This window comes from Bifidobacterium sp. LH_449 (assembly GCF_056356755.1).
In genome coordinates, this window is the sequence record NZ_JBKEUV010000004.1 from 219,383 (window position 1) to 244,628 (window position 25,246).

At 60.3% G+C, this 25,246-nt stretch carries 14 protein-coding genes and 2 rRNA genes; 13 read left to right on the forward strand and 3 right to left on the reverse strand.

The genetic code is table 11. The features are described from left to right. Positions 1-111 precede the first annotated feature (111 nt). Positions 112-2,331, forward strand: a complete 2,220-nt coding sequence (locus tag AC1AX7_RS05165; protein ID WP_476509016.1) for an alpha-galactosidase — start codon at positions 112-114, stop codon at positions 2,329-2,331. 113 nt (positions 2,332-2,444) lie between these two features. On the opposite strand, the gene AC1AX7_RS05170 is transcribed toward AC1AX7_RS05165, so the two are convergent. After that, positions 2,445-3,650, reverse strand: a complete 1,206-nt coding sequence (locus AC1AX7_RS05170) for an ROK family protein (protein ID WP_476509017.1) — start codon at positions 3,648-3,650, stop codon at positions 2,445-2,447. 168 nt (positions 3,651-3,818) lie between these two features. Between AC1AX7_RS05170 and AC1AX7_RS05175 the strand changes: the two genes are divergently transcribed. The 3 genes from AC1AX7_RS05175 to AC1AX7_RS05185 are packed head-to-tail and all read left to right on the forward strand — an operon-like array spanning position 3,819 to position 6,931. Then, positions 3,819-5,111, forward strand: coding sequence for an ABC transporter substrate-binding protein (locus tag AC1AX7_RS05175; RefSeq protein WP_476509018.1), 1,293 nt, complete (start codon positions 3,819-3,821; stop codon positions 5,109-5,111). 15 nt (positions 5,112-5,126) lie between these two features. Further along, positions 5,127-6,029: a carbohydrate ABC transporter permease gene (locus AC1AX7_RS05180; RefSeq protein ID WP_476509019.1), complete on the forward strand. Its 903-nt coding sequence runs from the start codon at positions 5,127-5,129 to the stop codon at positions 6,027-6,029. Positions 6,030-6,073: 44 nt separating this feature from the next. Then, positions 6,074-6,931 (forward strand): carbohydrate ABC transporter permease, encoded by an 858-nt coding sequence (locus AC1AX7_RS05185; RefSeq protein WP_476509020.1) that lies wholly within the window; start codon positions 6,074-6,076, stop codon positions 6,929-6,931. A gap of 143 nt (positions 6,932-7,074) precedes the next feature. Here AC1AX7_RS05185 and AC1AX7_RS05190 read toward each other — a convergent pair whose 3' ends face one another. Further along, positions 7,075-8,094: a LacI family DNA-binding transcriptional regulator gene (locus AC1AX7_RS05190; protein ID WP_476509021.1), complete on the reverse strand. Its 1,020-nt coding sequence runs from the start codon at positions 8,092-8,094 to the stop codon at positions 7,075-7,077. A 294-nt stretch (positions 8,095-8,388) separates the two neighbouring features. Between AC1AX7_RS05190 and AC1AX7_RS05195 the strand changes: the two genes are divergently transcribed. The 7 genes from AC1AX7_RS05195 to ilvA all read left to right on the forward strand — a co-directional run bounded on the left by AC1AX7_RS05195 (position 8,389) and on the right by ilvA (position 18,695). Beyond that, positions 8,389-9,720 carry an ABC transporter substrate-binding protein gene (locus AC1AX7_RS05195; protein WP_476509022.1) on the forward strand — a complete coding sequence of 444 codons (1,332 nt, stop codon included), beginning with the start codon at positions 8,389-8,391 and terminating at the stop codon, positions 9,718-9,720. 90 nt (positions 9,721-9,810) lie between these two features. Next, on the forward strand, positions 9,811-10,713 hold the full coding sequence (locus AC1AX7_RS05200; RefSeq protein ID WP_476509023.1) for a carbohydrate ABC transporter permease: 903 nt from the start codon (positions 9,811-9,813) through the stop codon (positions 10,711-10,713). A gap of 4 nt (positions 10,714-10,717) precedes the next feature. Further along, the gene (locus tag AC1AX7_RS05205; RefSeq protein ID WP_476509024.1) at positions 10,718-11,542 is read left to right on the forward strand and encodes a carbohydrate ABC transporter permease; all 825 of its coding nucleotides are present in this window, start codon (positions 10,718-10,720) and stop codon (positions 11,540-11,542) included. Positions 11,543-11,711: 169 nt separating this feature from the next. Then, positions 11,712-13,406 (forward strand): glycoside hydrolase family 13 protein, encoded by a 1,695-nt coding sequence (locus tag AC1AX7_RS05210; protein ID WP_476509025.1) that lies wholly within the window; start codon positions 11,712-11,714, stop codon positions 13,404-13,406. Between the two features lie 212 nt (positions 13,407-13,618). Continuing rightward, on the forward strand, positions 13,619-15,343 hold the full coding sequence (locus AC1AX7_RS05215; protein WP_476509026.1) for a Sip1-related alpha-galactosidase: 1,725 nt from the start codon (positions 13,619-13,621) through the stop codon (positions 15,341-15,343). A gap of 63 nt (positions 15,344-15,406) precedes the next feature. Further along, positions 15,407-17,227 (forward strand): glycoside hydrolase family 13 protein, encoded by a 1,821-nt coding sequence (locus AC1AX7_RS05220; RefSeq protein WP_476509027.1) that lies wholly within the window; start codon positions 15,407-15,409, stop codon positions 17,225-17,227. A 202-nt stretch (positions 17,228-17,429) separates the two neighbouring features. Continuing rightward, on the forward strand, positions 17,430-18,695 hold the full coding sequence (gene ilvA / locus AC1AX7_RS05225; RefSeq protein ID WP_476509046.1) for a threonine ammonia-lyase: 1,266 nt from the start codon (positions 17,430-17,432) through the stop codon (positions 18,693-18,695). Between the two features lie 78 nt (positions 18,696-18,773). Here ilvA and AC1AX7_RS05230 read toward each other — a convergent pair whose 3' ends face one another. Continuing rightward, complete coding sequence (locus AC1AX7_RS05230; protein ID WP_476509028.1) at positions 18,774-19,526, reverse strand: SIR2 family NAD-dependent protein deacylase; 753 nt, start codon at positions 19,524-19,526, stop codon at positions 18,774-18,776. Positions 19,527-20,277: 751 nt separating this feature from the next. Here AC1AX7_RS05230 and AC1AX7_RS05235 point away from each other — a divergent pair. Continuing rightward, positions 20,278-21,815, forward strand: a 16S ribosomal RNA gene (locus AC1AX7_RS05235). A 466-nt stretch (positions 21,816-22,281) separates the two neighbouring features. After that, positions 22,282-25,246, forward strand: a 23S ribosomal RNA gene (locus tag AC1AX7_RS05240); the annotation flags it as partial.

Sequence of the window (25,246 nt, forward strand, 5' to 3'; positions counted from 1 at the left end):
ATCGCGCGCGGTATTTCTTTCCATCATCGGGAAACACTCGGTGTCGACGCAAGAAAAACCAATCATCTACTATCGGTACAGGAATGTAACCAATCGAATAAGGATGGGGCGATGACGCACATTCAACTCTTTCACGGAACGGCTTCCGACGGCACCGCATTGACCGCCGTGTACGCGGAACGGCCGCAGGCGGGCGTCGCATACGCGCTGGTCTGCGCGGCCGGCCAGCTGCCGCGCCTTGTGCATTGGGGCCGCCCGCTGCATGCGCCCGAAACCGTGCTCGGCCTGTACGACGCGCAGCGTCCGCAGCGCGTCTCCGGCGCACTTGACGACACCGCATGGCCCAGCATCATGCCGACGCAGGCCGAATCCTGGATCGGGCAGCCTCGCCTGACCCTGCGCCGCGACGGGCGTGAGATCCTATGCAAATTCACCGGCACCGCCATCGAAGCGGACGGCGATACCTGCCGCGTCACCGCAGCCGACGCCGAACAAGGCGTCAGCCTCATCTGGGAAGCACAGTTGGAAGACAACGGCCTGCTCCGCCAGCATGCGACGCTCGCCAACACCGCCGCCGCACCGCTGGAAGTGGGCGGCGTGGAGCTCGGCTTCCCCGTGCCGGCCATCGCAACCGAAATCCTGACCACCACCGGCCATCACTTGCGCGAACGCTCCCCGCAGCGCCAGCCGCTCACCATCGGGCGCTTCTCCAAAGCCAGCCTCGTCGGTCGTCCGGACTTCGATGCCTCCCTGCTGCTGAACATCGGCGAACCCGGATTCGGATTCGAGCACGGCGACGTATACTCCGTACACGTCGCATGGAGCGGCAACAGCGTCCTCTCCGCGGAACGCCTGCCATACACCACCGGTCTCATCGGCGGCGGCGAGGTGCTGTTCGGCGGCGAAATCACACTGGCCGAAGGCGAAGCATATACGACCCCATGGGTGTACGGCTCGTACGGCAACGGCCTGAACGAGGTCGCCGCGCGCTTCCACGCGCACCTGCGCGGCGTCCGCAGCGCCTGGTGCGAACGGTACGGCATCGCCGCCAAGCCGCGCCCGGTCATCCTCAACACATGGGAAGCCGTGTATTTCGAACACAATTACGAGACTCTGGCCGCGCTCGCCGACAAGGCCTGCGAAACCGGCGTCGAACGATTCGTCGTCGACGACGGCTGGTTCGGCTCGCGCCGCGACGACACCTCAGGTCTGGGCGACTGGCGGATCTCGCGGGACGTGTGGCCCGACGGCGACCGCAGCCTGAAGGCGCTGGCCGACTACGTGCACGGCAAGGGCATGGAATTCGGCCTGTGGTTCGAACCGGAAATGATCAACCCGGATTCCGACACGTTCCGTGCGCATCCGGACTGGGTGCTGAAACCCACCGCGAACCGTCTGCCGATGCAAGGCCGCAGCCAGCAGGTCATCGACCTGACCAATCCCGACGCCTATCGATACGTTTACGACGTGATGAACGGCCTGGTCGGCGAACTCGGCATCGACTACATCAAGTGGGATCACAACAAGCTGGTCACCGAAGCGGTGTCGCCGTATTCCGGCCGTCCGGCGGTGCATGGGCAGACGCTGGCCGTCTACCGTATCTTCAGCGACCTGAAGGCGGCGCATCCCGGACTGGAAATCGAAAGCTGCTCTTCGGGCGGCGGCCGCGTCGATCTGGGCATTCTGGAAGTCGCCGACCGCATCTGGGCATCCGACTGCGTCGATCCGGTCGAGCGCGCCGACATCCAGCGCTACACGTCGCTGCTGGTGCCGCCGGAAATGATCGGCGAACATGTCGGCGCCAGCCCGGCGCATTCCACGCATCGCGCCACCAGCCAGGAACTGCGCATGGCGATGACGTTCTTCGGCCATATGGGCATCGAATGGAATCTGCTGAAGGAGCCGCAGTCCGATATCGACAAGCTGCGCATGTGGGTGGACGCCTATAAGGAGCATCGCGACATGTTCGCGTCCGGCGTCGTCGTGCATGGCGACGACGCGGATCCGGCCGTGCGTTTGGACGGCGTCGTCAGCGCCGACAAGTCGAAGGCCATCTACCGGTTCACCCAGCTGACGACGTCGGCCACATATCCGGCCGCTCCTGTGCGCCTGCCCGGACTGGACGGGGACGCCGCCTATCTTGTGCGGCCGCTGCCGGTCAGCCTGCAGGACGGATTGATGGGATCGTGGGCCGCGACAGGGCAGACCCGGCTCGGCTGGTGGAACGAGAACGGCGTGACCATGGACGCGCGGGCCCTGCAGGCCTACGGCATCCGTCCGCCGGCGCTGCATCCGGCGCAGGCCGTCCTGTTCGAAGCCGTACGCATCTGAAAATCATCGGAAAACCGTCGATACGTCATTCGATATGCCGGTGGGCCGGCCTGCAGCAGGAGCAGGCCGGCCCACCGGCATTATTCTCTTTACGAACCGACCGATCGCGACCGCTATCCGATATGCTGCACAATGACTTGGGAGGCCGCGGCCTTCGCCCATAATTGCCAATCATGATCGGCGATGACGAACGGCACGGGCGCGGTCTGGCTATGCCGGTATCGGTTGATGCCGTCCCGAATGGAATCAGTGCCCAATTTGGCGATGAACGCGGATTCGCCGGCGATCATCACTTTCGCCGGCATCGCCAGATTCGCGATGATCGCGATCAGCGTGCCCAAACGGAAGCAGGTGCGATTCACCAACTGCGTCGCCAGCGAACGGTGGTCGCGCGCGTCCTTCGCGAACTCCTCGAATGTGGTGGGGCGTCCCATCATCTGCGAATACTGTTCGGCGATCGCATCATCCGTCAGACACTGCGAGCAGCCGACGTGGCCGGACGGGCAATGCGGGCCTTCCGGATCAAGCGGAATATGCCCGGCCAGACCATAGCTTTTATCCGGATAATCCACCGGCTTGCCGTGCGCGGCCAGCGAATATCCGACGCCTACGCCGAAGGTCACCACGGCGAACATGTCCAAACCCACGCCCGGGCCGAACCAGCAGGCGTCCACCAGCAGCGAATCGATATCGTTATAGACGCCGCACGGCAAGCCCGTTTCGCGCCAAACCATCAGGCCGAGATCGACGGGATTCTCCCAATGCAGGAACGGCGCGAACGTCACGACGGAATCGTCGACGACATGCCCGCCGACGGCGATGCCGACGGCGAACGGCGCCGGCAGCTTCGCGGCGACGACGTCCGCGGCGCATTCCGACGCGAGCTCGGCGACCAAAGAAGAGACATGTTCGGGGGATTGGTCCGTGAACGTGCGCTTATGGCAGTCCGACACCACCTTGCCATGCGCGTCGATCGCGGCGGACGTAATGAGACCGCCATGAATCTTGACGCCGACCACGGTGCGGGCGCGCGCGCAAAGCTGCAACGCGGTCTGCGGGCGTCCCCGCCGGTCGCCGCTTTTCTTCGGCGTGAATCCCTGCGGGAAGCGCGAATCCGAATCGAACGTCACCGACTGTTCCTCGATGACGCCCGCATGGATCAGATCGCTGGTGATCCTCGAAAGGGCGCCCTGCGACAGGTTCAGAATCTGCGCAAGCGTGGTGCGCGATATAGGCCCGTACTGTGCGATGGTCTGGGCGACGTGATGCGTATGCTCCGAGCCGGAAAACCATGGTGGAATCCTGTTTTCTTGTGCCACAGGGCCTCCTTTCCGATTATTTTCTTTCGCTCAGATAAAAATACCGCGTTTTTAGTTTCGTACATGCGCGAACGCGCTGGGAGTGGGAATGAAAAGGCGGGATGGATATATTCGATTGCAACGGAGCGTGGCGATGATGCGCGTCCGGAAGAAGTCGAAGGAGCATTGATGAAGCGCGATTTTCACGGAAGGCAGGGTGGCTGGCGACGCGCGGTACGCAGTGCGGCCGTCGCGTCATGCGCGATCGCAATCGGCGTCGGCGCGGCGGGATGCGGCGGCGACAACGCCGGTACCGTTACGCTGGATTTCTTCCAGTACAAGGCGGAAGCGGGCGAATGGTTCACTAGGAAAGCCAAGGAATTCGAGAAATCCCATCCGGACATCAAGGTGAACGTCAACAATTCCTCCGATGCGACCACCGACCTGCGTACGCGCCTGGTGAAGAACCGCGAACCCGACGTCATCACCATCAACGGCGACATCAATTACGGTCTGCTTGCGGAGACCGGCGTATTCCATGATTTCACCGACGATCCCGTCGTGGACGACCTCAATGAGGGCATGGTGGACATCGCCAAGGCGCTGGTGCAGACCGACGACGCCTCCAAGAAACGCCTGTACGCGATCCCCTACGCCGGCAACGCCAGCGGCTACATCATCAACGTCGATCTGTGGGAGCAGGTCGGGCTTGATCCCGACGATCCTCCGCAGACGTGGAGCGAATTCCTCGATATGCTCGAAACGTTCAAGGCCGCCGGCATCGCGCCGATCGAAGCCAGCTACGCCGATCCGTGGACGCTGCAGGCCCCGCTCTCGTCGTTGAATTCGACGTTGGTTCCGGAAAGCGAATATGCGGGTCTGAAGACCGGAGAGACGACATTCCAGGATCTGTGGCGGCCGGTGAGCGAACAACTGGTCGAACTGTTCGGCAACTACACGCAGGACAATCCGTCCGTCACCTATCAGCAGGCCACGCAGGACTTCGCCAACGGCAAGGCCGGAATCCTGCCGCTCGGCACGTATGCGATTCCACAGGTGCGTCTGATCGACGAAGACATGAATCTGAGCTTCGCGCAGATGCCGGCCACCGATGACGCCGACGAGCAGATGCTGACCGCAGGCGACGACGTGATGCTGACGATCGGCGCGCACACCGACCATTACGACGAAGCTCGGGAATTCGTGGACTTCCTGATGGAACCGGAGAACATCAAGGATTATTGCGACGCCCAGTCCGCGTTCGGGCCGCTGAAGGAAACCTATGTCGGCGACGACGCGTTGACCAATGTGATGCCGTTCTTCGAAGACAACCGCATCACCGACTTCTGCGACCACTATGTGCCGGCCAGCATCAACATCGCAGGCTTCATGCAGTCGCTGGTGTCGTCCGGCGATATCGACGCATTCCTGAACAGCATGCAGTCCGAATACGACAAGGTCCAGGCCCGTAACTTCCGGTAGGAGAGGAGGAATATCATGAGCGCAGACAACAACAAGAAAAAGGTAAGCCGATTCTCCAAGCGCAAGGTCGACAAGGCGTATTACTGGATGACCGTTCCGGCCGCGATCCTGGTGGCGGCCTTCCTGTACTGGCCGTTTCTGCAGGGCGCATTCTATTCGCTGACCAATTCGCAGGGCTACGGCACATGGGATTTCATCGGCCTGAAGAACTACATCGCGATGTTCTCCGACAGCCGCGTCGGACATGCGTATCTGTTCACGATCCTGATCGCCATCGCCATCACCGTCTGCACGAATCTGATCGCCATGTTCCTGGCGGTGCTGCTCAACTCGAAGATCGCCTTCAAGAACGGCTTCCGCGCCATCTTCTTCGTGCCGTACACGCTGTCCGTGCTGGTCATCGGCTACGTGTTCAAATACATCTTCATGGTTCCCCTTCCCGAATTGGGCAAGGCGTTGGGCATCGGCTGGCTGTCCGAATCCCTGCTGACCAATCCGGACTGGGCGTGGCTGCCGATCGTCTTCCTGTCCGTCTGGCAGGGCGTCGCCTATTCGACGCTGCTGTACCTGGCCGGCCTGCAGACCATTGATTCGGAGATCTACGAGGCCGCCGACATCGACGGCGTGAACGCATGGCAGAAGTTCTGGAAGATCACCTTCCCGCTGATCGGACCGTTCTTCACCATCAATATGGTGCTGAGCCTCAAGAATTCGTTGGGCGCCTTCGACCAGGTCGTGGCATTGACCGGCGGCGGCCCGGATTCGAAGACCGAAACCGTGTCCTATCTGATCTTCAAGAATGGTCTGGGCAACGGCGAATACGCCTATCAGATGGCGAACGCCGTCACCTTCTTCATCGTTCTGGCCGTGCTGGCGTTCGTCCAGCTCAAGTTCTTCAGCAGCAAGGAGAAGGTCTGATCCGCCTCCTCCAAGGCGTTTCAGATCGTTAAGGAGCATCGAATATGACTACCTCATCCAACGCAACCGTTGCCAAGCCGAAGTATCGCCGCGACCATAAGATCAACTGGTGGCTCACCGCAGTGGTCGCAGTGCTGTCGCTCACCGTTCTCGTCCCCCTGTATTTCACGATCGTCACCGCATTGAAGACGCCGGCCGAAGCCGGCACCTTCAGCCTGCCCGCCACCTGGGAATGGCATAATTTCGTGGACGCATGGAACAAGGTCAACTATCCGAAGGCCGCACTTAATTCGGCGATCATCACCGTCGCCGCGATCGTGCTGACGCTGCTGACCAACACCTTCGTGGCATACGCCGTGGCCCGCAACATGGACAAGCGGTTCTTCCGCTTCCTGTACTACTTCTTCCTGGCCATGATGTTCGTGCCGTTCACCGTCATCATGCTGCCGATCGCACATCAGATGGGCACGCTGCATCTGGACAACCAGCTCGGCCTGATCGTGCTGTACACGATCCTCGGCCTGGGTACGAATCTGTTCATCGCCATCGGCTTCATCCGCTCCATTCCGGTGTCCCTGGAAGAGGCGGCCCGCATGGACGGCGCCGGCACATGGCGCGTGTTCTGGACGATCATCTTCCCGCTGATGGGGCCGATCAACGCGACCATCGCGATCATGACCGCCCTGTGGGCCTGGAACGACTTCCTGCTGCCGTTGATCACGATCACCGATCAGTCGAACCAGACGATTCCGCTGGCGCAATACGTGTTCCAAAGCCAGTTCACGTCGAACTATCCGATGGCATTCGCCTCCTACCTGATGGCCATGGCTCCGGTGCTGATCGTCTACATCTTCGCCCAGCGTTGGGTCGTCGGCGGCGTGATGCGCGGCGCCGTGAAATAACGCGAGCGGCGCGCGGGCAGGGCGTCCGGATTTTCCGGATCGTTTGATCCCGCGGATGCGAGCGGGGGCGACGGATTCGAATCCGTCGCCCCCGCTCGTTTGTGATTGTGCTGTTGCTGCGCGCTCGTGTTGTGCCGTCCGCATCACTGCGTTGCGATTGGTGCGGTGGACGTGCCGGGCTGCAGCGTCGTCTGGATGACGGTGTGCGTTTGCTCCAACGGCCCGCCATCGATCAAGGCCAGCGCTTTGTACGCCGCGATTCGTCCGATTTCACGTGCCGGCTGCGCCATGGTCGACAGCTCCAGACTGTCTGCCATATCGGAACCGTCATGCCCGATCAGCGACATGTCATCGGGTACGGCGATGCCGTTTTTCCCGAGTTCATGCAGCACGCTGACCGCATAGTAATCGGACCATACGCAGATGGCCGTCGGACGTTCCGGCATGGACAGGATCGCGGCGACCACCTGCCTCACGGTTTTGGGATCCTGCGGGTCGATGGCGAAGATGCCGCAATCGGTGAGGTTGAGTTCGGTGATTGCGTCGCGGTATCCGCGGGTTCGTGCGTCGTAGCCCCACGAGTTGCCATGCAGCGGGTCCACGCGGCCGATGTAGCAGAAGCGGCGGTGGCCGATGGCCGCCAGGTATCGCACCGCCGTCGCCTCCGAGGAGACGTCGTCGATGGCGATGGAGGCCTGGCAGTGGTCGGTATCCGGAGAGTTGACGAAAATGATTGGCATATCCATTTTGGCCAAGGCTTCCTCTTCGTCCTGCGTCGCGGAAAAGCCTGTGATGATCAGTGCGTCGGCATTGCGATTGGCGGGCAGATGATTGAAAAACATCGTTCGTTCCGCATCGCTGCCTGCACGGTATACGGTGATGTCGTAATGCTCGCCGCTGAGTACGTCATACATGCCGTCCAGCAGTTCGCCGATGAACCAACCGGAAATACGCTCGCGCGCAAGCAGCGCGATGCGGTTGGTGCGTCCGCTGGCCAATGATGATGCGGCTTTTGAGGCCGTATAGTTCAACGCCTTGGCTGCACGCAGCACTTTTTCCTTGGTCGCCGCTGCCACGTGGTCTTTTCCTCGGAGGGCGCGGGAGACGGTAAACGTCGATACGCCCGCCGCTTTTGCCACGTCGTCGATGGTTATTCGTGCCATGTCGTCCCCTTTACGGTCCCTTCCGATTCTATCGGCAGCGGTTGGCGTTGGCATCCTTCTCTGTGCCGGCTTTACAATAAGCGTTGATATATTCATGATAGTGCAAAATGATTTTGCGAAAGAAAAATTTGATGTCACATAGGCTGAAGTGTATTGAAACACGCCTATTTTCTGCATGTTTTACGATTATTTGACAAACCGGTTCGATATCGCTTACGCTTATATAAGCGCTTAGCAAATGGCGCTTGGCGCGTCGAAGAAGATGTATTGGAGATTTCAGGAAAGGACCATTCCATGAGGATTGGCAAGACGTTCAAAACAGTCGCAGCCGGCATGATGGCGGCCGCATGCGCGTTCTCCTTCGCGGCCTGCGGCCCGGGCTCGTCGAATAACGCGAACTCCACGGCCAACGACGAGCCGGTGAGCACCGACCTCGGCGATGAGAAATATGAGCTGACCCTGTGGGACGGCGCAGGCCTGAAGGCGTTCGACGATCAGCTGATCGCCGCCTTCGAGGAGAAGTACCCCAACATCAGCATCACGGCCACATACGATCCGGACAACACCTCCCAGCAGAACGGCCCCCGCATCATTTCCGCTGCTGATACGCCCGACATCGCGCGTATCACCGATATCAACTCCGCGGTTCGCGGCGGACACGTGGTCAACCTGGATGAATACGCGGAAGCCTATGGCTGGTCCTTGCCGGAGGCGCAGACCGAGGTCTATCGTGTGGACGACAACGGCAAGATCGGTTCCGGCAGCCTGTATGCGGTGCCGTCCGGCATCTCGATGACCGGCATGTTCTGGAACAAAGACGTGGCGGCGGAGCTCGGCATCACCGAAGCCCCGGCGACCATGGCCGAACTGGAGGAAGACATGCGCAAGGCCAAGGACGCCGGCGTGCTTCCCATGATGATGCCCGCCAAGGAAGGCGGCACCTCCTACATCTATCAGGCGTTGCTCACCAACTATGAAGGACGCGACACGGTGCAGGAGTGGATCGTTCAGAAGGACGGCGCCACCTTCAACACCGAAGGCGCCGTGAAGGCCGCCGAGAAGATCAAGGAATGGGCCGATGCGGGCTACTTCTCCTCGGACGCGCTTGCCCTTGACGGCTCCACCGCGCTGGGCCGCTTCTGCAACGGCGAATCGCTGTTCTTCCCGGCCGGCAGCTGGTACACCGGATCCATCAACGATGCCCTGGGCGACGCCGCTGGCTGGATCGCGTTCCCTGGCGAGAACGAAGGCGACTCCGGCTCCGCCGCCGCCAACGCCGTCACTGCCTTCGGCATTCCGGCCAACGCCAAGAACAAGAACGCGGCCGCTGCGTTCCTCGATTTCCTGCAGAGCGATGAAGCCCGTCAGATCGCCGTGGACAACGGCTATCCGCCGATCGGAGAGGGCGAAACCCCGTCCACCGACAACCAGCTGCTTGGACAGGTGCTGACCGCGTACGAGGGTCTCGTCGAATCCGGGAACACCACCGACTACATCAACAACGCCACTGCAGGCATCCAGGCCAGCGCCATCATTCCGGGATTCCAATCCCTGATCGACGGCACCATGGGCCCGCAGGAGTTCGTCGACTCCATCCAGGCCCAGTACGAAGAGGAAACCAAGTGACAACAGTCGGTGCGCGTTGAACGCATCGCGGGTTCGGGCGGAACGGTGACGTCCCGCCCGAACCATCCAACAGGCAAAGTGTGGTAAAACATGGCTGCTAAACAACCCGACAAGCCGAAGCGCTCCATGTCGCTTGGCGTGGTCAGTCTGCTGTTCCTGGCTCCGGCGCTGGTGTTCTACGCCGCGTTCGAGCTGTGGCCCATCCTCCAGACGATGTGGTACTCGCTGTACGAGTGGAACGGCATCGATGCCAGCACGTTCGTGGCCTTCGACAATTACGTCAAGGTGTTCACCGATCCGGAGCTGTACGGTTCGATTCTGCATTCCTTCTACCTTATTATTTTCTTCTCCCTGATCCCCATCGTGCTCGGACTGATCATTGCTGTGCTGATCAAGGACATGCGTTCCAAGGCCGGTCGTTCCTTCGCGCAGGTCTGCCTGTTCCTGCCGCGCGTCATTCCGGGCGCGGCCGCAGGCGTCGCCTGGACGTGGATGCTTGCCGACAAAGGCACCGTCAACCAGCTGCTGAATGCCGTGGGGCTGGGAAAGTTCGCCCATGTATGGCTGGGCGACCAGTCCACTGCCTTGAACGCTGTGGGTGTCATCGGATTCTGGCTGCAGCTGGGCTTCTGCGTGGTGCTGCTGCTGTCGGGCATCGGCGGAATCGACCAGTCGCTGTATGAAGCGGCGAGCTTGGATGGCGCCGGTTGGTGGCGTCAGCTGTTCTACATCACGCTGCCAGGTCTGCGCGGTCAGATCGGCGTGTGCCTGACCATGACGATTATCGCGGCGCTGGCCAGCTTCGATGTGGTGTACATGTCCACACAGGGCGGCCCGGGAACCTCCACGATGGTCCCTGGCGTGCAGGTGTATCGCTTGGCGTTCACGCAACAGAGCGTCGGTTTGGCCTCCGCTTTGGCGGTCACCCTGATGGTGTTGGTGCTGCTGGTGGTCGGCCCGCTGCAGCGTCTGGTCAACGGTAAGGAGAAGTGACGGCATGAAGCAGTCCAAGACGGTACGCATCACAGGCAACGTGATGCTGGCATTGACGGTTTTGTTCTGTGTGCTCCCGTTTATCAGCATGCTGTCCGCGGCGCTGCAGCCGCAGGGCTCCATGCCGGAGGGCATTCAGTTCACCGCCACTCCGCATTGGGAGAATTTCATTGACGCCTGGAACATGGCGAACATCACCCCGCTGCTGATCAACAGCGCCATATTGGTCGTTGCAGTCGTGCCGTGCGTCGTGATTTTCTCCGCCCTTGGCGGTTATGCATTCGCCCAGCTGCGAGTGCCTTGCAAGGGCCTCATCTATGTGGTGTTCCTGGTCGGTCTGACCATCCCGTTCGAGACCCTGGTCACCCCGCTGTACTACGAAATCAGCGACATGGGATTGCTGAACACCCGTTGGGCGCTGATTCTGCCGCTTATCGGCCTGAACATTCCTTTCGGCATCATTTGGATGCGGTCCTGCTTCGAACAGATGCCTCGCGATCTGATCGAAGCCGCCAGCATCGATGGCGCGGGCCATTTCCGCACTTTCATGTCGATTCAGCTGCCGTTGGCGTTGCCGGCCATTTCATCGCTCGGCATCCTCACCTTCCTGGCGACGTGGAACCAGTTCCTGCTTGCGGTGGTGTTGGAGAACGATCCGAATAAGCGCACGATGGCCGGTGCGCTGCAGTCCTTCGTCGGTCAGTATCAGACCGATGTCGTGCTGCTGAATGCTGGCGCATTGCTGATCATGGCTCCGACCATGATTCTGTTCATCTTCCTGCAGCGCTACTTCATCCGCGCCATGCTGGCCGGCTCCGTCAAGGGCTGATCGCATCGCAGGATATTCGATATGGCCGCTGGAATCAGCATTTCAGCGGCCAGACTCATATGTGCCGCGAATATGTCGCGGGTCATCTATTTGTGATTTCCGTACTGTTGTTCCGGTTTATGCGCGTCATGCGCGCAAGGGATTACTTTTGTCGTGATAGGGAGGAAATATGGCGTTACAGAATGAGGATTGGTGGAGAGACGCCGTCATCTACCAGATTTATCCGCGTTCGTTCCGCGATGCGAACGGCGACGGCAATGGCGATATCGCAGGCGTCATCGGCAGGCTGGAGTACCTGAAGACCTTGGGCGTCGACGCGATCTGGCTGTCGCCGTTCTATCCGTCGCCGTTGGCCGACGGCGGCTATGACGTCGCCGATTATTGCGATGTCGATCCAAAACTGGGCACGATGGCGCAATTCGATGAACTGGTCGACAAGGCGCATGCGCTTGGCATCGGCATCATCATCGACATCGTGCCGAATCACACTTCGGACCAGCATCCCTGGTTCCGTGAAGCGCTTGCGCAGGGGCCGGAATCCGAAGCGGCGAAGCGATATGTATTCCATCGCGGGAAAGGCGAGCACGGAGAGCTGCCGCCGACCAACTGGATAAGCAATTTCGGCGGTTCCGCATGGGAGCCTTGCGGTGACGGATGGTACTATCTGCACCTTTTCGCCAAAGAACAGCCCGATCTGAACTGGGACAATCGCGAAGTGCATGAGGAATTCCTCCGCATTCTGAAATTCTGGTGCGATAAAGGCGTCGACGGCTTCCGTATCGATGTTTCACACGGATTGGCCAAGGATCTTGCGGAACCGTTGCGAGACCGCCCCGATCCGACGATCATGGCTCCGCAGTCGGCGGACGGCGGCGATCCTTTGTGGGATCGCGACGCCGTCCATGACATCTACCGGGAATGGCGTGAATTGTTCAATCGCTATACGCCGGCGAAATATGCGGTGGGGGAGTCATGGACTCCGTTTACGCCGCGCGTCTTCCAATACGCCCGCCAGGACGAATTGGGTGCGGTATTCGATTTCTCCATGTCGAAGGCCGCTTGGAACAAGGGCGAATACCGGCAGACCATTGAACGTACCTATACGTTTGCGCTGGATGCGCAGACCGCTCCGACCTGGGTGCTGGGCAACCATGACGTGCCTCGCATCGCGTCGCGCCTAGGGCTGCCTTCCGGCGCGGACATCGTCGCATGGGTGACCTCTGACGGAACGGACCCAGCCATAGATCCGCAGGTCACCGCCCGACGCGCTCGCGCCGCGGCATTGGTGATGCTGGGCTTGCCCGGCACTGCGTTCGTCTACCAAGGCGAGGAGCTTGGTCTCCCTGAAGATTTCGAATTGACCGAGGACGATATCCAGGATCCGAATTGGGAACGCACCGGCCACACGTTCAAAGGCCGTGACGGCTGCCGTGTGCCGCTGCCGTGGACGGAAGACGGCGGCGCATTCGGATTCAACGATACGGGTGAATCGTGGCTGCCGCAGCCGGCATGGTTCGCGCAGTATGCGGTCTCCCGCGAAAACGAGGATCCGCATTCCGTGCTGAATATGTATCGACAGGCCATTGCGCTGCGGCGTCGATGGGTTGCTAACGGGTCTGATTACGACTTCGTCTGGTTGGACGATGCTTTGGCGGAAGATACGGCCATGGCCTGGCGTCTGCCTTCCGGCATGACGGTGTTCGCCAATTATTCCGATACGGAAAACGCGACGATCGCTCCGCAATATGCCGGCTTGCACGTACTGGTGTCATCCGACCCAGCTATCGCAACGGGCGGGGAGACGACATGCGTGCCGCCGAACTGTGTGCTGTGGTGTGCGCCGCAGGCGGGATCTGACCAATGATCTGCCGACCATGCGAATGCCCTCTTACGATCTTTGACGTAACCGCGCGCATAACATCCGCCGCAAGCCGTTATGCTGGCGCGGCGGATGTCGCATATGCGCCGCTGCCGTCGACGGCCGCCTCCGTGACCGCTGTATCAGTGGCGCCCTTGCCACACCGCGACGATTGCGACGATGAAGAATCCTGCCCGCCGCAGGCATGGCGCATTGACGTGACCGCTGTGCTTTCGCAGCCGCCGGATCGGGCCGCCGCCTTTCAGGAACAGGACACCTTCGCCGCGGATTGCTCACTGACGATTCGCTGCGCCGTACCCGATTTTGCTTCGCCTGTGCTGGCGATATACCAGCACAAAGAATGGTGGATGCGGCCATCGTGGGTGCAGGACGCGGCGCATGTGCCGGAACGAACGCAAATGGTGCTCGGTCGGAACGTGTCGGGGCGATGGCAGTGTCTGTTGGCGATATGCGGCGATGACGCGCGAGCCGATTGGGGTCCGACGCAATCCGGCGGCCGTGCAGAGGACGAGAGCGGGAAGGGAATTCGTCTGTCGCTGTCGATCAACCGTTCCGGACGCGTTGCGTTGCGGGACACCGTCGCCTACATATCGGTAAGCGACGACCCCTATGAGGCGATTCATGCCTGCGCGTCGGCGGCGGCGGAACGCAGTTCCATCGCCATGCGCGCGCAGCGCGACTTCCCGCAGGCGTTGACGGGATTGGGCTGGTGCACTTGGGATTCATTGGGACGTGACGTCAACGAAGCGGCGATCATCGCGAAAATGGAGGAATTCCGTACCAAACGCATTCCTATTTCCTGGGTGCTGATCGATGACGGATGGTCTTTGACCGATCATGCCGCGGAAACATTGCAGGATTTTGACGCGGACAGGCAACGTTTTCCGCAGGGATTGGCGCACACCGTCGATGTGCTGAAAAACGAATATGGAGTGCGCAGCGTCGGCGTATGGCAGGCATACCAAGGATATTGGCGTGGTCTTGGCCACGATGGCGCCGTTGCTGCCGTAATCGGCAAGGAAATCGCTGTAACCGCCAACGGATGCATCATTCCTTCTTCGCATTACGATGAAGCCAGACGATTCTGGAATGAGTGGAACAGCCGTCTGCAAGCCGCGGGAATCGACTTCGTCAAAGTCGATTCACAAAGCTCGACATCGGTCATGACGCGAGGCATGGAAAGCTACGGCGAATCCGCCAAAGAACGGCATGGCGCGCTTGACGCCAGCGTCGAACAATATTTCGGCGGCGCGCTGATCAATTGCATGGGCATGGCGTCTGAAGATTATTGGCATCGCCCCACCTCGCCAATCGTGCGCAGCAGCGATGACTATCTGCCGCACGATCCGGATTCCTTCGCTGAACACATCATGCAGAACGCGTACTGCTCACTATTGATGAACGAGCTCTACCATTGCGACTGGGACATGTTCTGGACCGAACATCCGCATGCGCACGCGCACGCCATCCTACGTGCGGTAAGCGGAGGACCTGTCTACTGCTCCGATGCGGTCGGCCGCACCAACGCCGATATCCTGCGTATGCTGTTCGCCCCCGACGGAACGCTACCGCGTCCGGAAATGCCGGCACGCCCTTTGCCGAACTCGCTTCTGCAGGACCCTACCCAATCGGACACGAGTCTGGTTTTGCAGGCGCGATTCGACGGTACCGATTTCGTGCTGTTCGTCGGCATGCGCCGCGAACAGCAGACATGCGTACTCATCGGCACCGGCGGAGGCTGCGTATTGACGGATGCGGAAACGGGAAAATCAATAACGTTGGCAACTGGCGAACGTTGGGAATGCGACATCGACTTCGGTGACGTCCGAGTATTCCGCGTCGAAGGCGATATGCCCGCAAATCTCACCGATCCTCAGATTTTGTTGCCGACGCGCCAATCGCAGTCGCAAATGGGAAAGTAAAACCGGCGAAATTATGATGGGACGCAATTGAATCACATATTCTCTTGAAGCAAAGGAGCTGGCATGACATCCTTCAATCGCCCGGCGCTCGCCGACGATATCCGTACCAACGGCGCAACGCCGAACCCGTGGTGGACGAACGCCGTGGTGTATCAGATCTACCCGCGCTCCTTCCAGGACACCAACGGCGACGGCATCGGCGATCTGAAAGGCATCACGTCGCGTCTGGACTACCTGGCCGACCTTGGCGTGGACGTGCTGTGGCTGAGCCCGGTGTACAAGTCCCCGCAAGACGACAATGGCTATGATATTTCCGACTATCAGGATATCGACCCGCTGTTTGGCACGTTGGAAGACATGGACGAGCTGCTGGCCGAGGCGCATAAGCGCGGCTTGAAGATTGTTATGGATCTTGTGGTGAACCACACGTCCGACGAGCATGCCTGGTTCCAGGCGAGCCGTGACAAGAACGATCCGCATGCCGACTGGTATTGGTGGCGTCCTGCGAAGCCGGGCCATGAGCCGGGTACGCCGGGCGCTGAGCCGAATGAGTGGGGCTCCTATTTTGGCGGTTCCGCTTGGCAGTATGATCCGAAGCGCGGCGAATACTTCTTCCACCAGTATTCGAAGAAGCAGCCTGATTTGAATTGGGAAAATCCGGAAGTGCGCAAGGCCGTCTACAAGATGATGAATTGGTGGATGGATCGCGGTATCGACGGCTTCCGTATGGATGTGATTACGCAGATTTCCAAGATCATCGATTGCAATGGCCGTCTGCCTGGTGAGGTTGGCAGTGAGATTGCTGACGAGCCGGTCGGTCCGGAAGGCTATTCGAATCCGGGTGGCTTCTGCTCCGATGGCCCTCGTATTGACGAATTCTTGGCTGAAATGCGTCGCGAAGTCTTCGAGGGCCGCGAAGGCTATATGAATGTCGGCGAAGCCCCGGGTGTGACCCCGCTGCGCAACGAGCACATTACGAATCCGGCAAATAAGGAACTTGACATGCTGTTCCTGTTCGACCATGTTGGTGAAGCTGAAGGCGATTCCAAGTGGGAGCCGTCGCCATTCCGTATGACGTGGCTGCGCGACAAGCTTGCTGCACAACAGGATGCGGTGAAGAACGCCGGTTGGGCCAGCTTGTTCTTCTGTAATCACGACCAGCCTCGCGTGGTTTCCCGTTGGGGCGACGACACCACGGAAGAGAGCCGTGCGCTTTCCGCCAAGGCATTCGGTTTGCTGATTCATATGCATCGCGGCACGCCATATGTGTATCAGGGCGAAGAATTGGGCATGACGGGCGCTCATTTCAAGACGCTTGACCAATATCGCGATCTGGAATCCATCAATGCGTATCGTCAGCGCGTTGAAGAGGCGAAGATTCAGACGCCGGAATCGATGATGGCTGCGCTGGAGAAGAACAGTCGCGACAACGCGCGCACGCCAATGCAGTGGGATGGCTCCAAGTATGCTGGCTTCACCGCTGTGGATGCGCCGACCGAGCCGTGGCTCGCGGTGAATCCGAATCATGTCGACATCAATGCTGCCGGCGAATTCGATGATCCGGATTCGGTGCACGCCTTCTACAAGAAGCTGATCGCGCTGCGTCACAACGATCCGACCGTCGCCGCCGGTGATTGGACTCTGATCGATCCCGACAACGATCAGGCGTACGCCTTCACCCGCACGCTGGGTGAGGAGACGCTGCTGGTCATCGTCAATCTGAGCGGCCACTACGCGACCGTCCCGCCGCAGGCCGCGGCGATGATCGGCGATGGCGTCGCCGAATCGCAGATCGTGATCAGCACATATGACGCGGCCCGCAGCGCGCGCCACCTGTCAAAGGGCGAGCTTGCCTGCTGGGAAGGCGTGGTCGTGCGCCTGTAGTCGCGCCTGCAATACAGCATTGCTGATTCGGCGTCATCAACAATACGAATGTATATGACTGCATATTGATGACGCCACGCATATATGATGCCGCTTGTTTCACGTGAAACGAGCGGCATCGATTATTGTCGCGCGCCGCGCGCAGGCCCGAAAAACGGAATATGCCACCGATCGGGCGCGGATGGCGCCTACACTGCTTGTTATGGAACAGAAAGACGTCCTTAAAGCATTGCAGCGCGATCACGCTGCCGAATTGAAGCTCGCAGCCGAGCGCCTCAAAGGCACCGCCCGTCATACCGAAATCATCGCCTCGCCGACCCTGTCGGAAATGACCGGGCATGAGATCCTGTTGAAACCGGAAAACCTGCAGGTGACCGGCTCCTTCAAAATCCGCGGCGCCTACAACAAAATCGCATCGTTGAGCGAGGAGGAGCTTGCCCGCGGCATCGTCACGGCCTCCGCAGGCAACCATGCGCAAGGCGTCGCCTATGCGGCGCGCGAACGCGGGGCGAAGGCGACGATCTGCATGCCGACGATCACGCCGCCGCTGAAGGTCGACGCCACCAAAGCGTACGGCGCCGAAGTGGTGCTGCACGGCGACGTTTTCGATGAGGCCGCAGCATACGCCGCCGAGCTTTCCGAAAAGCAGGGCATGATTTATGTGCCGCCGTTTGATGATTACGAAGTGTTGTGCGGCCAGGGCACAATCGGTCTGGAGATCCTTGAGGACGTGCCCGACGTCACCGATGTGATCGTGCCGTTGGGCGGTGGAGGCCTTGGCGCGGGCGTCGCGCTGGCCATCAAGACCTTCAAGCCGGAAGTCCGTGTGATCGGCGCGATTCCCGAAGGCAGCCCCGCATTCAAGAATTCGTTTGCCGCAGGTCGCGTGGTGCCGGCGGAACAAGTGTCGACGTCGGCCGAAGGCGTCGCCGTCAAACGTCCGGGCGACCTGACCTTCGCCTTGCTGGACGAATTCCTCGACGATCTGGTCACGGTAAGCGAACGTGACATCAATGAAATGATCCTGCTGATGCTCGAAAAGCACAAGCTGGTCGTCGAAGCCGCGGGAGCGGTGTCGTTGGCTGCGCTGGAGCATCTGAACCTGCGTTCCCGCAAGTTTGCGTCGGCCGAAGGGCCGCATGTCGTCGTGCCGATCATGTCCGGCGGCAACATCGATACGGTGACCATCGGCGCGGTGATCCAGAAGGGCATGATCGCCCGCGGCCGCATCATGAATTTCGAAGTGGAGCTGCCGGATGTTCCGGGCCAGCTCGTGAAGGTCGCGTCCATTCTGGCCCGAGAGCGTGCGAACGTCATCGCGCTTGACCACGACCAATTCAAGGCGTCCGCGCACTACACGAACGCCGTCGCTCTGGAGGTGACCGTCGAAACGAACGGGCCGGACCACATCGACCGCGTGCTGGCCGCCCTCCATGCGGAAGGCTTCCAGCCGCGTCGCATCTACTGATTCGCTGACAATTGTGGCGGCGTCGTCATTGGGCGGCGCCGCCACGATGCAATATCACATGGAATACCACCTGGAATGTCACTGTTCGGCGATCGTGCGTTCCACCAATTCCGGCAGCGCGACGGCGATGTCGTCATGGATCAGTGTCGTGGCGAGGCCGTCATATTGCGTGCGTCCCATATTCATGATGGTGATCGGCACCCCGGCCTGTGCGGCGACCGGCACCAGCGAAGCCGCCGGGAAAACCTCCAGCGTGGATCCGATCACCCAGAATTCGTCGGCCTGCTGCGCCAGGCGCATCGACTTTTCCATCGCGCCATCCGGCAGCGCCTCGCCAAAATAGACGACGTCGGTTTTGATCAGCCCGTCGCACGGCATATTGCCTTTATACGGCAGTTTGCGGCGGCAGTGCGGGTCCGGGTTTTCGTCAAGCCGCGCCATGATGTCGGCGGTGTCGTATTTCGCATGGCATTTCATGCAATGCGATGTGCCGATGGTGCCGTGCAGATTGACGATGACGTCGCTGCTGTTGCCGGCCTTTTCGTGCAATGCGTCGAAATTCTGCGTGGCGAGCAGACTGAGCATGCCTGCCTGTTCCAATGCGACAAGCGCCTTATGCGCCGCTCCTGGCTGCGCGTTCCATACGGGTGATTCCTTTTGCCAGCGCCACGAGTACTCGCGGTCTTCTGTGCTGGAAAGAAAAGCGTCGATGTCATAGACGTTCATCTGTTCGGGATGCTTCGTCCACACGCCGTCGGGCCCGCGGAAATCGGGGATGCCGGCGGAAGTCGAAATGCCCGCGCCGGTAAGAATTGCGATTTGTTTTGTCATACCTGTAACGGTAGTCCTTATATATGTCTTCCCATGCGTTCCGTTTGAGTTTTCGGAAAGCGCGTTGTGCGATGGGGCGGTCTTGCGGCGGTGATGTTTTTTGTCGTTGGCGATTGGCGTTTGGTTTTTACGGGATTGACGCTGCCGGATTGATGCCGCCGACTGATATTGCCGCTGGATGCTGCCGGATTGCGGTGTGCGCGCGATGTGCGTGAAGCCGCTGCGATGTGGCGGAAAATAAATGCAAGGTGAATTGCGGCACTGTTCGCGATGAAATTTGACGGTTAATGCATATGTTGTTGAGGTGATGGCGGTATCGTTGATATCGACGGCGATGCCGACGGGATATGCCGCTGGATTGATTGGAATCGGCGGTGGTGCGACACGCCGTGGAGGCCTTGGAAACATTGGTCTCCGAGCTTTTGCATGCCCGCCGGTTTGCGTTCTTTTGCCGGTTGGAGTAAATTAATTTTTTGCTGCCGCACGGTGCGGCCCCGGATGGTTCCGGTCGGCCGGTTTCCTTGCGTGTGGTGGTGGTTTGAGAACTCAAGAGCGTGTCTGTACTACTTATCTTATTGATAGTCAATGATTGCCAGTCCGATTCCCGCTCCGTCCGTTCCGGTCGGAGTCGCCGGGGGGCGTTGATGGGGGTCGGGGTTTTTGTGTGCGCGTCCTTCCTTATAGGACGTGCTCGTCTTTTTTCTTATTTTTTGTGAGAGTCATCTGATCGGTGCCTCTTCATGATGGTTTTTTCGTGGAGGGTTCGATTCTGGCTCAGGATGAACGCTGGCGGCGTGCTTAACACATGCAAGTCGAACGGGATCCGATGCAGCTTGCTGGATCGGTGAGAGTGGCGAACGGGTGAGTAATGCGTGACCAACCTGCCCCATGCACCGGAATAGCTCCTGGAAACGGGTGGTAATGCCGGATGCTCCGGCGGAACGCATGTTCCGTCGGGAAGGCGTTTCAGCGGCATGGGATGGGGTCGCGTCCTATCAGCTTGACGGCGGGGTGACGGCCCACCGTGGCTTCGACGGGTAGCCGGCCTGAGAGGGCGACCGGCCACATTGGGACTGAGATACGGCCCAGACTCCTACGGGAGGCAGCAGTGGGGAATATTGCACAATGGGCGCAAGCCTGATGCAGCGACGCCGCGTGCGGGATGACGGCCTTCGGGTTGTAAACCGCTTTTGATCGGGAGCAAGGCCCCTTCGGGGGTTGAGTGTACCTTTCGAATAAGCACCGGCTAACTACGTGCCAGCAGCCGCGGTAATACGTAGGGTGCAAGCGTTATCCGGATTTATTGGGCGTAAAGGGCTCGTAGGCGGCTCGTCGCGTCCGGTGTGAAAGTCCATCGCTTAACGGTGGATCCGCGCCGGGTACGGGCGGGCTTGAGTGCGGTAGGGGAGACCGGAATTCCCGGTGTAACGGTGGAATGTGTAGATATCGGGAAGAACACCAATGGCGAAGGCAGGTCTCTGGGCCGTCACTGACGCTGAGGAGCGAAAGCGTGGGGAGCGAACAGGATTAGATACCCTGGTAGTCCACGCCGTAAACGGTGGATGCTGGATGTGGGGCCCATTTCCACGGGTTCCGTGTCGGAGCTAACGCGTTAAGCATCCCGCCTGGGGAGTACGGCCGCAAGGCTAAAACTCAAAGAAATTGACGGGGGCCCGCACAAGCGGCGGAGCATGCGGATTAATTCGATGCAACGCGAAGAACCTTACCTGGGCTTGACATGTTCCCGGCCGCGGCGGAGACGTCGCTTCCCTTCGGGGCGGGTTCACAGGTGGTGCATGGTCGTCGTCAGCTCGTGTCGTGAGATGTTGGGTTAAGTCCCGCAACGAGCGCAACCCTCGCCGCGTGTTGCCAGCACATCATGGTGGGAACTCACGTGGGACCGCCGGGGTCAACTCGGAGGAAGGTGGGGATGACGTCAGATCATCATGCCCCTTACGTCCAGGGCTTCACGCATGCTACAATGGCCGGTACAGCGGGATGCGACGCGGCGACGCGGAGCGGATCCCTGAAAACCGGTCTCAGTTCGGATCGCAGTCTGCAACCCGACTGCGTGAAGGCGGAGTCGCTAGTAATCGCAGATCAGCAACGCTGCGGTGAATGCGTTCCCGGGCCTTGTACACACCGCCCGTCAAGTCATGAAAGTGGGCAGCACCCGAAGCCGGTGGCCTAACCCCTTGTGGGATGGAGCCGTCTAAGGTGAGGCTCGTGATTGGGACTAAGTCGTAACAAGGTAGCCGTACCGGAAGGTGCGGCTGGATCACCTCCTTTCTACGGAGTCTTCGGGTCATGTCTCGTGGCCCTTGCGTGGCCCCGCGTCCGGATCGTCCGGATGGGTTCGGGGCTTGCTGGTGTGGAAGAGATCGTTGGCCGGCCCGTCGGGTCGGGTGGTACGGGCGTGCTTTTGGGTTCCCGGATCGCCACCGGCCCGCGTGTTCGCGTGGGTTGGCGTTCCCGGCCCTTCCCGTGCGGCCTTCGTCTGTGTGGCGTGTGGCGCGTGCCGGGTTGGTGCGTGGTGGTTTGAGAACTGGATAGTGGACGCGAGCAGCACGGCTCCCTCGTGTTTGTCGGGGGTGGCCGGTGCTGTGTGTTTCGCCGGAAGGCCCGGGGCCCGTTGCGGGTCCGGGTGTTCCGGTTTCGTTTTGATCGTTTTGTGATCGTTAGTGTGATGATTTGTCGTCCAGGAATTTGCTGTGTCGATGCGGGCGGGCGTCCCGGGGTCTTCGGGCCTTGGGGGTGTGTCGTCTGCAAGGGCGTATGGTGGATGCCTTGGCGGACAGTGCCGATGAAGGACGTTGCGGGCAGCGATATGCCTCGGGGAGCCGCCGAGCGGGCTTCGATCCGAGGGTCTCCGAATGGGGGAACCCGGCCATCGTCATGGATGGCCACCGCACCTGGTGCGGGGGGTACGCAGGGAAGTGAAACATCTCAGTACCTGCAGGAAAGGATACTCCGTGAGTAGTGGCGAGCGAAAGCGGATCAGGCCAAACCGCGTGCGCGTGGATACCCGTCGGGGGTTGCGTGCGTGGTGTTGTGGGACGGCCTGTCACGATGCCGACGCGTCGTGGCGGAGTCAGAAAACCGTGTGGTAGGCGAGCAGGCTTGAAGGCCTGGCCGTAGAGGGTGCGAGCCCCGTAGCCGAAGGCGCACGGTCTCCGTATGGTCGTTTGTCCCAAGTAGCGCGGGCCTCGTGGAATCCCGTGTGAATCTGCCCGGACCGTCGGGTAAGCCTAAGTATGTCTGTCCGACCGATAGCGAACTAGTACCGTGAGGGAAAGGTGAAAAGCACCCCGGGAGGGGAGTGAAAGAGTACCTGAAACCGTGCGCCTACGATCCGTCGGAGCCTCCCGAAGTGGGGTGACGGCGTGCCTATCGAAAAATGAGTCTGCGAGTCAGTGGTGCGTGGCGAGGCTAACCCGGGTGGGGGAGCCGTAGCGAAGGCGAGTCTGCAATATGGCGTTTGAGTCGCGTGCCCTGGACCCGAAGCGGGATGATCTAGCCCTGAGCAGGTTGAAGCGCGGGTAAGACCGTGTGGAGGACCGGACCCACCTGGGTTGAAAACCGGGGGGATGACTTGGGGTTAGGGGTGAAAGGCCAATCAGATTCCGTGATAGCTGGTTCTCTCCGAAATGCATTTAGGTGCAGCGTCGGGGAATCTTCGTGCGGGGGGTAGAGCTACCGGATGCCCGCGGGCCCGTATTGGGTACCAATGGCAGCCGAACTCCGAATACCCGTCACGTGTATCCCGGCAGTGAGTCGGCGGGGGATAAGCTCCGTCGTCGAGAGGGAGACAGCCCAGATCGTCGTCTAAGGTCCCCAAGCGCGTGCTAAGTGGGAAAGGATGTGGAGTCGCATAGACAGCCAGGAGGTTGGCTCAGAAGCAGCCATCCTTGAAAGAGTGCGTAACAGCTCACTGGTCTAGTGGTTCCGCGCCGACAATGTAGCGGGGCTCAAGCACGCCACCGAAGACGCGGCAGCGATGTCTTGTCGCTGGGTAGGAGAGCGTCCTGCGAGGGGCGAAGCGGCCGTGTGAGCGTGCCGTGGACTTCGCGGGAGTGAGAATGCAGACATGAGTAGCGAGAGCGGGGTGAGGATCCCCGCCGCTGGATGACCAAGGGTTCCGGGGCCACGTTCGTCGTCCCCGGGTGAGTCGGGTCCTAAGGCGAGGCCGACAGGCGTAGTCGAATGGATGAACGGGTTGATATTCCCGTACCGGCGTGCAGCCGAAAGGAACCAATGGGTTGGGGCCTTCCCCGTCCTGGTTTCGTTCCCGCTTTCGGGTGGGTTCGTGGCCTTGGCGTGGCGGGTGGATTCCCGGCGGTTAGCGCGTGGAGTGACGCAGGAGGGTGGCCGGCCGCGGCGGTGGTAGTCCGTGGTCAAGCGTGCGGCCCGCATCCCAGGCAAATCCGGGATGCATATAGGGCGAGGCGCGATGATGGGGGCCGTTCGGCCCGATATCCGGTGATCCCATGCTGCCGAGAAAAGCTTCGGCGTGAGGATGCATGTCCGCCCGTACCCCAAACCGACACTGGTGGTCTGGTAGAGAATACCGAAGCGATCGGGCGAATCCTGGTCAAGGAACTCGGCAAATTGCTCCCGTGCCTTCGGCATAAGGGAGGCCCCCGCGGGTGAAGGGACTTTGCTCCCGGAGCGTGTGGGGGCGGCACAGGCCAGGGGGTAGCGACTGTTTACCAAAAACACAGGAGCGTGCGAAGGCGCAAGCCGCTGTATACGCTCTGACGCCTGCCCGGTGCCGGAAGGTTAAGAGGATCCGTCAGCCTTTGTGGTGAAGCGGTGAATTCAAGCCCCGGTAAACGGCGGTGGTAACTATAACCATCCTAAGGTAGCGAAATTCCTTGTCGGGTAAGTTCCGACCTGCACGAATGGCGTAACGACTTCCCCACTGTCTCGACCAGGAGCCCGGCGAAATTGCAGTACGAGTAAAGATGCTCGTTAAGCGCAGAAGGACGAAAAGACCCCGGGACCTTTACTATACCTTGGTATTGGCGTCAGTCGCGGATTGTGTAGCATAGGCGGGAGGCTTCGAAGCATGGGCGCCAGCCCGTGTGGAGCCGCAAGGTGAAATACCGCTCTGTTCTCGTTTGACGTCTCACCTCGACGAGTGATCCTCGTCAGGGACAGTGCCTGGCGGGTAGTTTAACTGGGGCGGTTGCCTCCCAAAGAGTAACGGAGGCGCTCAAAGGTCCGCTCGGCCCGGTTGGCAATCGGGTGTCGAGTGTAATCGCACAAGCGGGCTTGACTGTGAGAACGACGGTTCGGGCAGGGACGAAAGTCGGAGATAGTGATCCGGTGCCGGCGCACGGGCGCGGCATCGCTCAACGGATAAAAGGTACCCCGGGGATAACAGGCTGATCATTCCCAAGAGTCCATATCGACGGGATGGTTTGGCACCTCGATGTCGGCTCGTCGCATCCTGGGGCTGGAGCAGGTCCCAAGGGTTCGGCTGTTCGCCGATTAAAGCGGCACGCGAGCTGGGTTCAGAACGTCGTGAGACAGTTTGGTCTCTATCCTCTGCGCTCGTTGGAATGTTGAGGAGGCCTGCCCATAGTACGAGAGGACCTGGGTGGACGGACCTCTGGTATGCCGGTCGTCACGCCAGTGGCGCGGCCGGTTGGCTACGTCCGGGAGGGATAACCGCTGAAAGCATCTAAGCGGGAAGCCTGCTCCAAGATAAGCATTCC

Excerpts from the sequence above, each read along its gene's own strand:
- AC1AX7_RS05165 (WP_476509016.1), top strand. The coding sequence starts at position 112 with ATGACGCACATTCAACTCTTTCACGGAACGGCTTCCGACGGCACCGCA.
- AC1AX7_RS05175 (WP_476509018.1), top strand. The coding sequence starts at position 3,819 with ATGAAGCGCGATTTTCACGGAAGGCAGGGTGGCTGGCGACGCGCGGTA.
- AC1AX7_RS05180 (WP_476509019.1), top strand. The coding sequence starts at position 5,127 with ATGAGCGCAGACAACAACAAGAAAAAGGTAAGCCGATTCTCCAAGCGC.
- AC1AX7_RS05185 (WP_476509020.1), top strand. The coding sequence starts at position 6,074 with ATGACTACCTCATCCAACGCAACCGTTGCCAAGCCGAAGTATCGCCGC.
- AC1AX7_RS05190 (WP_476509021.1), bottom strand. The coding sequence starts at position 8,094 with ATGGCACGAATAACCATCGACGACGTGGCAAAAGCGGCGGGCGTATCG.
- AC1AX7_RS05195 (WP_476509022.1), top strand. The coding sequence starts at position 8,389 with ATGAGGATTGGCAAGACGTTCAAAACAGTCGCAGCCGGCATGATGGCG.
- AC1AX7_RS05200 (WP_476509023.1), top strand. The coding sequence starts at position 9,811 with ATGGCTGCTAAACAACCCGACAAGCCGAAGCGCTCCATGTCGCTTGGC.
- AC1AX7_RS05205 (WP_476509024.1), top strand. The coding sequence starts at position 10,718 with ATGAAGCAGTCCAAGACGGTACGCATCACAGGCAACGTGATGCTGGCA.
- AC1AX7_RS05210 (WP_476509025.1), top strand. The coding sequence starts at position 11,712 with ATGGCGTTACAGAATGAGGATTGGTGGAGAGACGCCGTCATCTACCAG.
- AC1AX7_RS05220 (WP_476509027.1), top strand. The coding sequence starts at position 15,407 with ATGACATCCTTCAATCGCCCGGCGCTCGCCGACGATATCCGTACCAAC.
- ilvA (WP_476509046.1), top strand. The coding sequence starts at position 17,430 with ATGGAACAGAAAGACGTCCTTAAAGCATTGCAGCGCGATCACGCTGCC.
- AC1AX7_RS05230 (WP_476509028.1), bottom strand. The coding sequence starts at position 19,526 with ATGACAAAACAAATCGCAATTCTTACCGGCGCGGGCATTTCGACTTCC.